Source organism: Mesorhizobium sp. M0772, assembly GCF_040320135.1.
Lineage (GTDB): Bacteria > Pseudomonadota > Alphaproteobacteria > Rhizobiales > Rhizobiaceae > Mesorhizobium.
On sequence record NZ_JAMYPB010000038.1, the window covers coordinates 33,808 to 48,923 of the forward strand.

A 15,116-nucleotide genomic window follows, 5' to 3' on the forward strand; every position below is an offset into this window, starting at 1 on the left:
AACAAGGACAATGTGACATCCATGGTGCTGATGCGCCTTGAGGTACCAACCTGGCCGTTAGCTGATGGGTCCCGCAGCCCGCTGGGTGCGGTCAGTTCTGCCCTGCGACTCTTGGCTTTGGACGGTGCTAGCGCCCCGATGGCCGGCTTGTCAAACTGCCGTAGTGCCAGCACATCCATCCCATCTGTTGACCGCGATCTCCGACGAGGTCGAGCAGCAGTAGGTCAACGGCAAATCTGGGTATTTCCGCTATCCGGTCGAGCGCGTGGCCATCGTCCGGAAACCCGAAGACGTTCATCACCCAGGCGACCACCACGCCCGAGACAATGCGACACGGCGGTAGCGGTTCACCAGAGGACGTGCGTTCTACTCAGCAGGAACATTGTTCTGCCGATCGTCGGCTGCGCCAGCCGTCACGTAAAGCGGCGCCAGAGTTCTTGCACCCGTCATTGGACTCCCGCTTTGCAGGTTTCGCCTAGGGCCTGCATCAGGTCATCTATAATGTCCTGAGGATGTTCAAGCCCTACAGAAATTCGCAGCAATCCGCCTGGCGCTTCGGACTTCGCACCTTCAACGGATGCGCGATGCTCTATCAGAGAATGCGTCCCGCCAAGGCTTGTCGCCCGGACAACAATCTTCAGGCGGCCGGCCACGGCCATTGCAGCATCGGCTCCGCCCTCGACGATAAAGGATAGCATCGCTCCGTAATGGCTCATTTGCCGCGTAGCAAGATCGTGTCCCGGATCAGTTTGCAAACCAGGAAAGAGCACTTTTTCGACGCGCGGATGAGACGCCAGGGCCTCGGCCACTTTCTGGGCGCCTTCGCAATGGGCGCGCATGCGGACCGGCAATGTCTGCAGGCCCCGCAACGCCAGCCAACAGTCGAAGGGCGCTGCGACGCTGCCCTTGTGTTTCTGGACCATCCGCAATGGGCGACCGAGGGGTGACGCGTTTGGGACAATGACGACACCGGCCATCAAATCCGAGTGGCCGCCAATGTACTTTGTCGCCGAGTGCATCACCGCGTCTGCCCCGATTTCGAGTGGCAGTTGAAGCACTGGGGTGGCCCACGTATTGTCCACCACCGCCAAGGCGTCTGCCTCGTGCGCGATTGCGCAGATGGCCGCAATGTCGACAACGCGGATCATCGGGTTTGACGGCGTCTCGACCCAGACGAGGCCAGTCCGCTTCGATGTCACCGCGGCGCGCAAAGCGTCCAAATCGCGCATGTCGACGGGGGCAAAGTCGAAGCGAGACCCAATGTCGGTCTCTTCGATCAGCGAACGAATGCCGAAATACATGTCATCCGGCAGAACGATCCGACCCGCCGACGGATGGCTCTCGAAAACTGCAGCGATTGCGGCCATGCCCGAAGCGAAGGCGATGCCGTCTCCCCCTCCCTCAAGCGTCGCCATGGCCGCCTCGAACGCATTGCGTGTCGGATTTCCATCCCTTGTGTATTCGAAGCCGGACGGAAATGACCCGTTGGCGCCTCGTTCGAACGTCGTGCTGGTGTGCAGCGGCATGGATACGGCCCCCGTGGACGCGTCGACACCTCGGCCGCAGTGGATCGCCTTCGTCTCAAAACGCATCGGTTATTCCTTCCTAACGGGCAGTTGCAATTTCGTGCCGGTCATTATACTGACCGCAATACGTGAGCCGAGGACCCAAGTCAATATAATGACCAATGTTACGGAAGCGTTTGATGCCGAGCAAGCGCTTGGGCAAGCGATAGCAGCCCGGATCCGAGACTTGAGGCGTGACCAAAGCCTGACCCTGGATCGCCTGGCTAAACTAAGTGGCCTATCGAAGGGAACCGTGGTCGCGCTGGAGCAGGGTAGGGCGAACCCCAGTATCGGCATACTGTGTCGGCTGGCGGCGGCGTTTTCGCTCTCGGTGGCCGATTTGTTGAACGAGCACCCTTCCACGGTGCGCTTTCCCATCGAGCGGACAGAGACCAGGAGGCTTTGGACGAGCGCCAAGGGAAGCTCTGCGCAACTGCATTCGTCGACCTCGGGACGCACGATGTTCGAACTGTGGAGCTGGGTCATGATGCCGGGCGATGTGTTTTCCGCGGACGCTCATAGTCCGGATACGCGCGAGCTGATCTCGGTCAGTCAGGGTGCCCTGAGCGTTGTGGTAGGTACCCACGTGGAAATTTTAAGCGAAGGCGAGAGTGCGCGGCTTGTCACTGACCAACCTCACTCATATGCGGCGGCATCTGATGTGCCCGCCCACTTCACGATGGCGGTGCTTGAGCGTGGTGGACACCGAAATCCGGGGCACTCGTCGACGGCAGCGAAGATTCAGGGGCACGTTCCGTAAGGCCCCGCCGATTACTAACAACCGCACATTCGCGACAGGAGATAAACCGTTGTACGTTCCGCCTCATTTTGCCGTCCCTGATCAGAACGCCCTGTTTGACCTTATCGAGAGACACCCGCTGGGTATCCTCGTCACCCAAAGCAAAGGCACGCTGGACGCGAACCACCTCCCTTTCGAGCTTGACCGCTCGAAGGGAGACAAGGGCGTTCTCAATTGCCATGTCGCTCGCAAGAACCCAGTCTGGGAGGAAGTCGCCAATGGCGATGAGGTTCTCGTAATCTTCCGTGAGGCCGACGCTTACATCTCGCCGAACTGGTATCCGAGCAAGCATGAATTCCACAAGCAGGTGCCGACCTGGAACTATCTCGTCGTCCATGCCCACGGACGCATCACTGTCCGGGATGATGAGCGGTATGTGCGCCGCAACGTGGCGAAGCTCACTCACATGCAAGAAGCCTCGCAGCCGGTCCCATGGAAGATGGGCGACGCGCCGAAGGACTTCATCGACACGATGGTCAGGGCAATCGTCGCCTTGGAGATCGAGATCACCGGCCTGGTTGGAAAATCAAAACTCAGCCAGAACAAAGAGTTGCGCGACATTCAGAACCCTGGCGAAATGCTGCGTGCCCAAGGGGCCATTGCGATGGGAGAAGCGATGCTCGCGGCTGCGGCGGTCAAATCCCAATAGCATGTGTCTTGTCCCGACAAAGCCGCTGGTGCCGGCTTCCCGACGGGTCACCTAGTCCGCCTTGACGCACGGCAATAGCGTTTGACGGCCTGAAGCGACGCTGTGGTCACCCTTGTGATGCTTTTCCACGCGCCTGGTCAGGCGACAGGATTGCTCCGTCGTGAGGACAGGCGGGAGTTTGCAGGTTGCGGTGGGCGGGTTCGTTTCCGGCGCCTGCGCCCCGTCGTATGTCGCGAGTTGAGGAATGCGATCGAGGGCGATGTGCAGGATGCGCTGCGGGAACGTCGTCGGCTGGCACAGACGGACTTCCGATTTCACCTCGACCACCCGCGCAGCGGTTTTGAATGAGGCGCAAACGCACGCGTGTCGAATTGGGCGATTTCCCTTGGGCGCCGAGCTCGACCATGCGCGATGATGCGCTCGACGCAGCTCCAGCTGGCGGCGCCTTCAACGAACTCCTTGAACCTGCAGACCTTGCCCGAAAGCACTTGCTCTTACGGGAGATGATTGGCTTTGTCGCCGAAGCGACTGATGGAGATGTTGGTGGGCGCCGCCGCGTAGGCGACGACCCCGTAATCACAGCGGGAGCTCGCAGGCGGGGTCGACAAACACCCTTGATTGGCCGAGCTTGAGGTGCATCTCTATCAGGCTGATTGCTTATTGGGCTGGTCCAGCGTTTGATCGGACCCATGATCCATCCGACCAGCTTGTGAGGGATGCAACCGAACCAGGCGCTGCTCCCACAGTCTTCGCAGGCCCTCCATTAGAGCTGCATGCCTGGCCTGATCCGGCTCAATCATATTGAGGTGATCTCGCAACACGGCTTCGCCATCGATCCGCATCAGTAGATTAAACAAGTCGTTTGAAATTCGCACACTGTCAATGCTGGAGTGGTTCGGAATAATCTCGCAGACAGTCTCCTGATGATCTCGCGCTGTGTAAGCACGGGTTTGATGGAGGGAGACTGAGGGAGGCAATGAAATCGCAAGCGCAGTCCAATCCTGCAGCGTTGCAGCCCGTTTTTTTACCAGGAAGGGCCCGACCACAAGTCCATCCAGCTCTGTCGTCAAAAATGTGGCAATCGCGTCTGCAACCGTATCCACGATCGGTTCAGCATTGTTGTTAAAGGACGTATTGAGCAGAATTGGAGTGCCTGTCCGCTTCTTGAAGGCATTGATGACCTCCCAGTAAGCTGGGTTGGCATCGCGCGATACTGTTTGCAGCCGAGCCGTACCGTCGACGTGCGTAATGGCACCCAACAAGGCGCGCTTTGAGTCACGCACGCGAACGACGAAATTCATGAATGGAAATTCGTGCTTACCGTCCGGGAGGTCGAAAAATTCGCTCGCATCCTCTTCCAGCACAGATGGTGCGAAAGGCCTATAGCCTTCGCGCTTCTTGACCATGGCATTGATCCGGTCCTTGTTTGCAGCGGGCCGAGGGTCGGCAAGAATGCTGCGGTTGCCCAGCGCACGTGGCCCAAACTCCGAACGACCCTGCACCCAGCCGATCACGGCGCCGTTGGTGATCCAGTGGGCTGCACTGCTCGCTACGTCATAAGAGCGTTCAACCTCGAGATGTCCGGACCATGCATTCAGTTCCTGTTCCACGGCGCGGTCGCTCCCGAGATCAGGACCCCAATAGACCTCCTGCAGTCGCTCACGCGGCGCGGGGCGGCCCATCTCGTTAGAGACTATCAGCGCAGCTCCCAATGCGCAGCCAGCGTCGTGAGACGCGGGTTGCACGAAGATGTCTTCGAAAAGCCCTGAATACAGCAGCTTGCCGTTCATCGTGCAGTTGTGGGCTACCCCTCCCGCCAGACACAACCGCTTCATGCCGGTGGCCTCACGGTGGTGCCGGAGAATGTGGAACACGATCCGCTCAAGCGCTTCCTGCAGTGACGCACTCACATCTCGATGCTGCTGGGTGAAAGGCATTCCCTTTCGCCTGATCTCGATGTTGCGGAGCAACGCCGGACCGATGCGGTCGAGGTGAACACGGTAGCCACCGTTGGCGGAGAGCTCGTACAACTGCTCGAAGAGCTCGCGATAGGGAGCGGGGTCGCCATAGGGCGCGAGTCCCATTACCTTATACTCGTCGAACATGCCGTAGCCGAGACAGCGGATCGTCTCGAGATAAAACAGCCCAAGAGAATTGTCCTCCGGGAAAGCCTCGATTTGCGTAATTTCTGTGCCAGACCCTACCGCCACAAGGCCCGACAGGAAATCACCACAGCCATCAATCGCTAGAATGAGACTTTGTTCGAAGCCCGACATTGCAAAGGCGCTCACGGCGTGCGCCTGATGATGACCTACGAATGAAATACGCGAACTGTCCAACTTAGTGCCGAACTCACGCGCTAACAGGTTCTGCACCAACATTTTAGCATCCAACGGAGTGGAGAGAATGTCCGGTTGGGAAGCGGACATACCTTCAAGCATGGCGTTGGCATAGGGCTCGCTGGCGTAGACCGCGACACGATCAATGTCGCTGAGCTGAACCCCGGCCGTCGAGAGACAGTATTGAATCGAACCACTTGGCAGCTTGTTCGAGTGCTTGATTCGATTGAGGCGTTCCTCTTCTACGGCGGCTATCACCTTTCCGTCTCGGACGAGCACCGCGGCGCCATCGTGCATAAAGGCGTTCGGACGCTCGAATCGGTTTTCATGGACTTGGTCAAGTCCGCCGCTGATTCCTAGGCACAGCATTTCTTTCTCCAAATAGTAACGGGAAGCCAAGTTGGCTTACCTCGACTGTTTCCAACTAAATAGGCGTGTTGTCGCCTGCAGCTGCGACCGCCCGTCAGGCATCAGCGGCATCGAAGAAAGCCTCATAAACGATCAATGAGATGCTTCGACTGTGACGCCTACAGTGCCATCACGCCGAGAGCTTGGCTGGATCATCCAATCCTGAGCGGCTGCTGACATGTATCCGGCGATGTCGTTTTCATCGGCAGAACCAACTTGCGATGCCGCCTGTTCTTGGGAAGGGCGGCCGTCGACGAATAACAGTACCGCCCCCGTGAACTGGCCCGATTTCATTCTCCGAAGCGACCATGGTCGCACCGCCCGACATTGTCGGCCAGTTGCAACTCACTTTCTCGGCACGACCTCCACTGCACGTCAGGGCGCATCGAAGATTTTCTCCTTTGGATTATACCTAAGGCAGCTTTCGTCACGCGTTAGAGCAGCGTGTGATTGGTGCGTGAGGCTCTTTTTTGTCCATGCACGATTCCGGAAGAGTGATGAAATCGATTGTTTTGATCAAAGTCATCCACGCTATGAATAACAGCCGCAGCACATGCGTTTTCAAAGCGCTTCAGGCTTCCCGGATGGCTACTCCGATGTGAAGCGCATGGCATTCCAAGCGCTCTGTCAACCAAACGATGAGTATCGGCGTCGACCCTCATTGCCTTCGTCTTCGCGACTCCGTGACAGCGGCTGGCATTGTGTTTGTAGGGCATCGGGCGAAGATCATGTCGATCGGCCATCTCGCCTGCCTATTGACAAACCCTTGAACAATGATCCACGCACCAGCGCGATTGTGATCACGGGCGCCTCTGAGCTCTGGAGGTTCGGTTTTCTGAGGGTTCCTGGGTCTCCGAAGCGATGGAGGTAGCTAGCCTTCCTGGTGCTATACGGTTGTGCTCTTCATGGAGTGGACGCATTTGCGTCTCGAAAGCGGTTCTTCAGTGGAACCGGCGCCAAGGCCCGTCTGTGGTCGTTCAGAACACGGGGTGCCGTCTCCAAACCGGATATTGGAGCGGGCAGCCGCCGGAATTTGACCCATGGAAATGAGCGCCTGTCAGGAGGCGTTCGAAAACGGCGCGATCTTCATCGCGGCTGTTTCATGGTGTCATTCCTGACATGTTCTTTATAATCGGCAGCTTGCGGATAGTCTTGCCCGTCGCCGCCCGTAGCGCGTTGGCGACGGCCGGGCCGATCGGCGGCACACCTGGCTCACCAACTCCCGTGGGCGGCTCCTCGGACGGCACAATGTGCACCTCGACTCGCGGCATCTGCTCGATCCTGAGCGGTGTATAGGTATCGTAGTTCTCTTGGTCTACGACACCGCCCTTCAGGGTCAGCTCCTCCTGGAGGATCGCACCTAGCCCGAATCCGATACCGCCCTCCATCTGAGCGCGAATCTGGTCAGGATTTATCGCGGTGCCGCAATCTACCGCGCAGACGACGCGGTCGACCTTGAAACCATTTTCATCGTTGAGGGTGATCTCCACCACATCGGCGACATAGGTCGAGAGGCTTTCATGCAGGGCCACGCCGCGGAAACGGCCTTCCGGCAGAGGCTTGTCCCAGCCTGCCTTCTCAGCAGCCACTTTAAGCACGGCGGCATGCCGTGGATGGTGACCGAGCATTGACAAGCGGAAGTCGACCGGATCACGGTTCGCAGCGGCGGCGAGCTCATCGATCAGGGTTTCCACCGCGTAAGCGGTGTGGGTGGAGCCTACCGAACGCCACCACAGCACCGGGATGTTCACGTCCGTGGTGGTCAGCTCGACCTTCAGGTTCGGGATCGCATAGGGCAGGTTGGTGGCGCCCTCTACGGAGGTTGGATCGATGCCGTTCTTGATCATCGCCGCAGAGGTCGAACCGCCCAAGACCGATTGACCCACGATGTGGTCATGGAGAGCGACGACATTGCCTTTCTTGTCAAGCCCCGCCTTGACTGCGTGCACATAGGCCGGCCGGTACCGCCCACCCCGCATGTCATTCTCGCGGGTCCACTGCACCTTCACTGGCTTGCCGCGTCCCAGTGCACGCGCTGTGGAAACAGCTTCGATAATGACATCTGCATCCAAGACCGCGCGGCGGCCGAAACTGCCGCCGGTCTTCATCACGTGCAGCCTCACCTTGTCCGGCGTGGTGCCGCCTACCTGAGCGGCAGCCGCCTGATAAAGGTCGGGCATCTGGTGTCCGCCCCAGACATCGATGGTGCCGTCTTCGTTGATTCGGGCGGCCGCGTTGAGTGGCTCGATCGAAGCATGGACAAGATAGGGGAATTCGTAGTGCCCCTCGATGATTTTCTCAGCACTGGCGAACGCTGCGGGAGTGTTACCGTCGTCGCGCGCGGTGGCCGCGCCCAGATCGTCTGCTGCCTTGTTGTATTCGGCCATGATCTCGGCCGTGCCGCGCTCTTCGGCCTTCTCCTCGTTCCAGGTCACCTCCACGAGGTCGCGGCCCTTCAGCGCCGTCCAGGTGTCCCTGCCAACCACGGCAAGGCCTCGCGGCGTCTGGACGACATCGACAATGCCGTCGAGTGCCTTGGCCTTGGTTGCGTCGAAGCGCTCGATCTCGGCGCCGAACTTCGGCGGATGGATCATAACGGCCGTCTGGAGTCCCTCCATCATGAGGTCGATCGTGTAGGTCTGCGCGCCGTTGGTCTTGCCGGCGGAATCGTAGCGCTTGAGGCTGTCCGATCCGATCTGGGCCCACTTGTCGCGCGGCTTTAGCGGCACGTCGTCGGGAACCGGCATTCCCGCTGCGGCTTCAGCCAGGTCACCGTAGCGCGCCTGCATCCCTGAGGCGTGCGACACGACCCCGGAAGCGACTTTGATCTCGCCGGCTGGCACGTCCCACCGCTGCGCCGCGGCCGCCACCAGCAAGGCCCGTGCGGCAGCACCCGCCTTGCGGTAGCGTTCCCACGACGAGCCCATCGACGTGGAGCCACCAGTTGCCTGTGCGGCCCCGCCCCAGGCGAGATTGCCGTAGAACGCGGTATTGCCATATCCGCCGACCACGTCCACCTGCGCCCAGTCGCCGTCGAGCTCTTCCATAACCAGGGTGGCGATGCCGAAATAGGAGCCTTGTCCCATCTCGAACTGCGAGGAGTGGATGATGATTCGGTTCTCCTTTGTGATCTCGACATAGGTCTGGAAGGGGTTCGCCGGAACCTTTGCAGGGGTCGTTTGTGCGATGTCGGGCGCGGCCAGCACTGGCCGGTAGCCCACTGCGAGGCCGCCGGTGGTAACGCCCGCGCCGACGAGGAACCAGCGGCGCGTGGGCCGCACGGCAGTATGCTTCGAGAGAAACTGCGACATGCCTCAAGTCTCCAGCCGGTTGGCGGTCTCGTGGATGGCCGCGCGGATGCGATGATAGGTGGCGCAGCGGCAGAGGTTGCCGCTCATCGCCGAATCAATATCATCGTCCGTCGGCTTAGGCGTTTCTGTAAGGAGGGCCACGGCCGACATGATCTGGCCAGACTGGCAATAGCCGCATTGAGGTACGTCGAACTCGGCCCACACGGCCTGGACCGTTTCGCCTATCTTGCCCGACACACCCTCAATGGTGGTGATCGAGGCTCCTTCGATGTCGCCGACTGCGGTCTGGCACGAGCGCGTCGGCATGCCGTTAACGTGAACCGTGCAAGCGCCGCACTGGGCAAGCCCGCAACCGAATTTCGTTCCCGTGAGTCCGATGACGTCACGGACCGCCCAGAGCAGCGGCATCTCTGGATCGACGTCGAGTGTTCGCGCCTCGCCATTGAGGGTAAAAGCGACCATTGCTTGCTCTCCTTGTCCTGAGCTGGCTATCTCGTTGAGCCTCCGCCCGCCTGGCAACCGAGCTCTTGTTGCTGAGGCCTATCGACCACACCGTAGGAACGCGCAGCTCAAGCAACAAGCCGCTAGGTTGGCGAGTTACGAGATCGTGAAGTGGGTCGTGTCGAAAGGCTGGAGGCAACTGAATGTCATTTTTTGGGCGGACAGGCCGCTTTAGGCTGGGTTACACGAGACTGGACATTCGGGTCGTCGCGAACATCGACCGCTGGTCGGCCGCGTCCGGCAGGGCCCTGATTGGCTACACGAAATGAAATGGGACTATTATCGATGGGGGCCTACCTCGACCCGCAACCTCCACGACTGGACCCTCAGGTTTCCGGCTATCGTCCCGGGCGGTGGCCGAGCTCGGCGCCTCGGACGCGATAATAGGCGGTGAGGCGTTCGTCGTTGACCAGAAGGCTTGTCGCGCATTCCCAGTCTTCAGCGGGCTCTTGGCCGCGGCGGGAGACGTCAGGACCATGCTTGCCGGCTTCGACCTGCTCAAGATCGACGGCGAGGGTCTTCGCGATCGGCCACTCGTCGATCGGCGCAAAGCGCTAGTTAACCTGCTGAGACGCCGCCAAACGGCATCGTTCTGAGCGACGAGATCAGCGGCGGCAGCGACATTCTCCCGCAAGTCTCCCAGTTCGGCCTCGATGGGCATCGTCTCCAAGCTGCGTGTCAGTCCATATCGATCCGGCCGGCGCCAAGAATCGGTGAGACAAAATGCGTGCTGAGTGATGAGTTCATCGTCATCGGCTGCGAACCCGGCAACAGTTACGGCGGTCGGGAAGCGTGCTCTGGCGAATGTCGAGGACGGAAATCTGGTGTTCGCCGGCGGCATTGGCACCGGCTTCAATGCGCGCACCGGGCCGGAAGTAAAGCGCCGGCTCGATGCCATTCCAATGGATAAACCACCGATTCCTAGTTTGAAGGCGAACGGTGCGGCATGGGCGGAGTGCCCTGCGCAGTCTGTACCTCCGCAGTCGATTGTCGAGTTCGAAGGGGGTGTGATTGGCGTCGAGACCGCTCCAGCCATGGCTATCAGCACGCCGAGTGCGTTGTTTTCGATCAGTTCTCGAAATGAGCGGGTAAATACCTTTCACTTGCCGAACGGGGTTTGCTGTTCACCGGCTGGCATCCGATGGCAAACCTTTCAACGCGGCGGCGATCTGGCGCTTCGCTGCTGGGGGCAGAGGCAGGATGGGACGCGGGGGTTCGGCACTGCAAACGTCGAGCAATTCAGCGAGTGCATAGACGACGCGAAGGCTCGAGAACTCCTTGAAGAGGCTCCAGATCGGGACCAGCGCGGCATTGATCCGTCGCGCTTCGGCCGCATCGCCCTGTTGCGCCGCTGTGACGATCGTCATGCAGACCTCGGGCAGGATGCCCGCGAGGACGCTGTACCATGTGTCGGCGCCGGCGATCATGGCCTCGGCGGCGTTCCAGTCGCCGCTGTAACCAATCGAGAACCCTTCCGGCAGTGTGCGCCTATGGGCGGTCAGGTGGTTCTTGATCGCATCGCTTTTGTCTGTCGGATTCTTGATGGCGACAATCCCAGCCACCTTTGCCAGGCGGCTGACAAGGGGTGGACTGAAATGGAAATGCGTCGTTCCTGGATTGTCGTAGACGACGATCGGCAGGCCACTTTCGCGCGCCACAGTGGAGAAATGATCGAACACCTCGTCATCAGTAAGCGGGGTGTAGGAGGCGGCGGCAAGCAAACCCGCAGCTGCTCCAAGGGCCTTGGCGTCTTGCGCGAGCCCCACGGCTTCATCGGTGCGCAGCGCGCCCACACCCACCACGACCGGCATTTGCCCCGCCGTTTGGTCCAAGGTCTCGGAGAGCGCCCGCCGCCGTTGCTCGCGCGACAGATAGATGTATGTGCCGGTGCTGCCGAGAAGACCGATGGAATCGACCTGAGCAATGCCAAGCCGAGCAATCAGCCTGCGCAGGGCAACGCTATCGACGCGGCCGTCACGATTGGTCGGGGTGATGGGGAACGCGGAAAGACCGCTCAGGAATGCCATGGCAAGGCTCCAGATCTATGTGTGAGCGCAGAGGTGGCCGCACGCCAGGTCATTACAAGACGTCCAAAGCCCGCCGCAGATCGGCGATCAGGTCATCAGCGTCTTCAAGCCCCACCGAGAGACGCATGAGATCCTCGCCGACTCCATCGGCCAAATGGGCATCCTTGCGGATCGGCTGCCGAGCACGGGTGAGGCTTGCTGGATGATAGATGAGGCTGTCGGCATCGCCGAGGCTGACGGCGCGAATGATCAGGTTGAGCCGGTCCATCATCCGGCGCGCTCCTTCGTATCCAGCGTGGAGGCCAAAGGCCAACATGCCCGATCCGTTGGACATCTGTTTTCGCGCCGTCACCTGATCAGGGTGCGAGTCGAGGAACGGATAACTCACAAATGCCACCGCCGGGTGCGCTTCCAGCGCCCGAGCCACCGCAAGGGCTGTGGCGCTGTGCCGTTCCATACGCAGCGTCAGCGTCTTGAGACCGCGCAGGATTAGGAAAGCTGACATGGGCGAGAGCGCTGCGCCGGTGATGTAGCGCAGGCCCGTTTCATGCAGCGTACGGAGCGTCTGGGCGTCGCCGAGAAGCGCCCCGCCAAGGGCATCGCCATGACCATTGATGTACTTGGTCATCGAATGGAGCACGATGTCCGCCCCGTGCTCAAGCGGTCGCTGGAGCGCGGGCGAGGCGAAGGTGCTGTCGACTGCAACCCTTACACCGCGCGCGTGAGCGCGCTCGGCAATTGCCGCTATGTCGAGGATGCGGCTCAGCGGATTCACCGGCGTCTCGAAGAAAACCAGCCGCGTCCGCTCGGTGATCGCAGCATCGAGATTGTGAGGATTTGACAGATCGACCGCGACGACCTTGACGCCGAAGCGGGGGACCGCCTGTTCGACCATGGCAAGCGTGTTCGCATAAAGCGTCTTGTGGACGATGAGTTCATCGCCCTGGGACAGGAGCGACAGGATCAGAGTGCCGAAGGCCGCCATCCCCGAGGCAACAACCAGCCCTGCCTCGGCTCCTTCCAGATTCGCGAGCCGCTGCTCGAGGATCTCGGTCGTGGGATTGTATTCGCGCGCATAGAGCCTTCCACCTAGGGCGGCGGCGGCATCGTTTGCTGCCACGCTTTCGAACCCATAGGTTGACGTCAGGAACACTGGCGGCTGGACGGCATTGGAAAAGCCGGCCGGATCGTAGCCATGATGGATCGCCCGGGTGGCAAATCCGGGGCTGGTGCGGTTGAGCGACCCCGTGGGAGCATCGGTTTCGGATTGATGGGAGCTGGTCATTCGGCCTCTGCGATCTCTCTTGGGGTTCCGAAAGATTGACGGCAACCTGGCCAATGTGAAATATCCAGTTGGCGATGAAAGAGATGGTCCAGTCTTCAAGTGCCGGGTCTGCAGCGCGCTCGCATGCGATGGGTGCACGCCAGATATACGAAGCCCTTCGCGAGCAAATCCTCGGCGGCGTCTACGAAACCGGCAGTCAGTTGCCATCCTCCCGGGCCCTGGCAAATGACCTCGGCGTTTCGCGAACCACGGTGACGGTCGCCTATGAACAACTGGCTGCGGAGGGTTTCATCGAAGTCCGTCAAGGCGCACGACCTCGCGTTGCGTCTTCGTTGATGGGCCATGGGACGGGGCGCACTCACGCGCAACGGGTCGGCCCAATCCACCTGTCCGCATATGGCGAGCGGCTGCGCGCGACGTCACCCTGGCCAGATTATCTGCCGACTGGGCTGAAGGTCGAGTTCCGCTATGGCGACCTCGCGCCGTCGGATTTCCCTTCATTGGTCTGGAAACGCGCGATGAACGAGGCGATGGGGCAGCGCCCGCTGCGTCTTGCCTATGACGATCCTCGCGGCTCGCGCCGGCTTCGCCAGGCGCTTCAGGGCTATCTCTGGCGCGCCCGGACCCTGAGCTGCGACCTCGACCAGATCATAGTTGTGAACGGTTCGCAGCAGGGCCTTGATCTGTGCGCGCGCCTGCTTCTCGATCCCGCCGACCGTTTCGTCATCGAGGATCCGTGCTACAGGATGGCGCGTCAGGTCTTTGCCAGTACGGGTGCCTCACCCATCCCGGTCATCGTCGACGAAGACGGGATGAGGACCGAGTTGCTAGCGGGGATCGGAGCACGACTGGCTTATGTGACGCCATCGCATCAGTTTCCGCTGGGCGGCGTCATGCCGATCGCGCGCCGCCATCAGCTTCTGAAATGGGCGCGGCACAACAACGCCTATGTGATCGAGGACGACTACGACAGCGAATATCGCTACGACATCAATCCGGTCCCTCCGCTGCACAGTCTCGAGGACCACGGGGCTGTCATCTACCTCGGCACGATCTCCAAAACGCTCTCGCCGATGCTGCGCATCGGCTACCTCGTCGTCCCGCCCGAATTGCAGGAGGTCTTCGCAACCGCCAAACAATTCGCAGACCGGCATTCGCCGGTCGCTGAACAGGAAGCGCTGGCATCGTTGATCGAGAGCGGCGGCTACGAAAGCCATGTGCGCCGTGTGCGCAGGCTGAACGGCGAGCGTCGGGAAACGTTGTTGGGTGCCTTGCAGCACAGCTTCGGGGATCGCATCACTGTCCAGGGAGCAGATGCGGGACTGCACGTCGCGGTTTGGTTCAATGACCTGCCACGATCGCGGGAAACGGCCTTGGTCGAATCCGCCCGCGACGCTGGCCTGGGGCTACACCTGATCTCGCCGCTCTACGAACGGCCATCGGACGAAGGCCGCACCGATCGCGTCGGACTTGTCATGGGCTATGCCGCCTTGAGCATTCGGCAGATCGGGAAGGGCGTTGAGGTCCTGCGAGAGGTTGTCAAGCAGGTGCAAGACGCGATGCCGGCGCGGAACAACTGAGCCGGGGCGACGCCGAAAGCTGGCGCTGAAAACGGTCCGAGGGCCCCCCGTATTTCTTTCCAAACAGCCAACTGGACCGGGAAAATGCCATGCAACTGGCGCTGTTGATCAGGCCAGTTTTGCAGCAGGTTTCCACGGACGAATTTCCGAGAGCGATGATGACCTGGCGAGGAAAGCTGCTTCACGTCCATATCGCGCCTGCCGCCTCCTATGAAATGGAGGAGCTGGCGCAGGCGCAGCTTATTGCCGGCCAAGGCGTTGTCGGAGACCGCTACTACCTGGGGACGGGGACCTATTCCGCGCGTCCTGACGTTCGCGAAGTGACGCTGATCGAAGCTGAAGTCTTGGACGCCATCGCCCAGGGCGAACCCAGAATTCCGGGCTTCAAGGCCAAGCTCGCACCCGAAGATCACCGGCGCAATCTGACGACACGAGGCGTTCCGCTTAGCCATCTTGTCGGCAAACGCTTCCGGGTCGGGGAAACGATTCTCAGGGCCGCCCGGATGAATGTGCCGTGCAAGTATATCGAGGAGTTGCTCGGGCTTCCGGGTCTCTACGAGGGGCTTCTGAACCGCTCCGGCCTGAACTGCACAATCGAGGTCGGGGGCGTGATCCGCCCCGGTGATCTGATCTTGCCCATCGACGAGTGAAA

At 60.5% G+C, this 15,116-nt stretch carries 10 protein-coding genes; 4 read left to right on the forward strand and 6 right to left on the reverse strand.

What is annotated here, in order from left to right:
• Positions 1-446 precede the first annotated feature (446 nt).
• Positions 447-1,592 (reverse strand): trans-sulfuration enzyme family protein, encoded by a 1,146-nt coding sequence (locus NKI06_RS22335; protein WP_352987183.1) that lies wholly within the window; start codon positions 1,590-1,592, stop codon positions 447-449.
• A gap of 88 nt (positions 1,593-1,680) precedes the next feature.
• Between NKI06_RS22335 and NKI06_RS22340 the strand changes: the two genes are divergently transcribed.
• Positions 1,681-2,325, forward strand: coding sequence for a helix-turn-helix domain-containing protein (locus tag NKI06_RS22340; RefSeq protein WP_032934626.1), 645 nt, complete (start codon positions 1,681-1,683; stop codon positions 2,323-2,325).
• Between the two features lie 49 nt (positions 2,326-2,374).
• Positions 2,375-3,013: an FMN-binding negative transcriptional regulator gene (locus NKI06_RS22345; RefSeq protein ID WP_023672382.1), complete on the forward strand. Its 639-nt coding sequence runs from the start codon at positions 2,375-2,377 to the stop codon at positions 3,011-3,013.
• Between the two features lie 644 nt (positions 3,014-3,657).
• On the opposite strand, the gene NKI06_RS22350 is transcribed toward NKI06_RS22345, so the two are convergent.
• The 5 genes from NKI06_RS22350 to NKI06_RS22370 form a co-directional block, all read right to left on the reverse strand.
• Positions 3,658-5,721 (reverse strand): carbamoyltransferase family protein, encoded by a 2,064-nt coding sequence (locus tag NKI06_RS22350; RefSeq protein WP_023697826.1) that lies wholly within the window; start codon positions 5,719-5,721, stop codon positions 3,658-3,660.
• Positions 5,722-6,860: 1,139 nt separating this feature from the next.
• Positions 6,861-9,071 (reverse strand): xanthine dehydrogenase family protein molybdopterin-binding subunit, encoded by a 2,211-nt coding sequence (locus NKI06_RS22355; RefSeq protein ID WP_023697827.1) that lies wholly within the window; start codon positions 9,069-9,071, stop codon positions 6,861-6,863.
• Between the two features lie 3 nt (positions 9,072-9,074).
• Positions 9,075-9,533 (reverse strand): (2Fe-2S)-binding protein, encoded by a 459-nt coding sequence (locus tag NKI06_RS22360; RefSeq protein WP_023689394.1) that lies wholly within the window; start codon positions 9,531-9,533, stop codon positions 9,075-9,077.
• A gap of 1,163 nt (positions 9,534-10,696) precedes the next feature.
• Positions 10,697-11,599, reverse strand: a complete 903-nt coding sequence (locus NKI06_RS22365; RefSeq protein ID WP_352987186.1) for a dihydrodipicolinate synthase family protein — start codon at positions 11,597-11,599, stop codon at positions 10,697-10,699.
• 52 nt (positions 11,600-11,651) lie between these two features.
• Positions 11,652-12,884 (reverse strand): trans-sulfuration enzyme family protein, encoded by a 1,233-nt coding sequence (locus tag NKI06_RS22370; protein WP_352987188.1) that lies wholly within the window; start codon positions 12,882-12,884, stop codon positions 11,652-11,654.
• Between the two features lie 74 nt (positions 12,885-12,958).
• On the opposite strand from NKI06_RS22370, the gene pdxR reads away from it, so the two are divergent.
• Positions 12,959-14,464, forward strand: coding sequence for a MocR-like pyridoxine biosynthesis transcription factor PdxR (gene pdxR, locus NKI06_RS22375; protein WP_023697829.1), 1,506 nt, complete (start codon positions 12,959-12,961; stop codon positions 14,462-14,464).
• Positions 14,465-14,622: 158 nt separating this feature from the next.
• Complete coding sequence (locus NKI06_RS22380) at positions 14,623-15,114, forward strand: MOSC domain-containing protein (protein WP_023704114.1); 492 nt, start codon at positions 14,623-14,625, stop codon at positions 15,112-15,114.
• Positions 15,115-15,116: the final 2 nt, after the last annotated feature.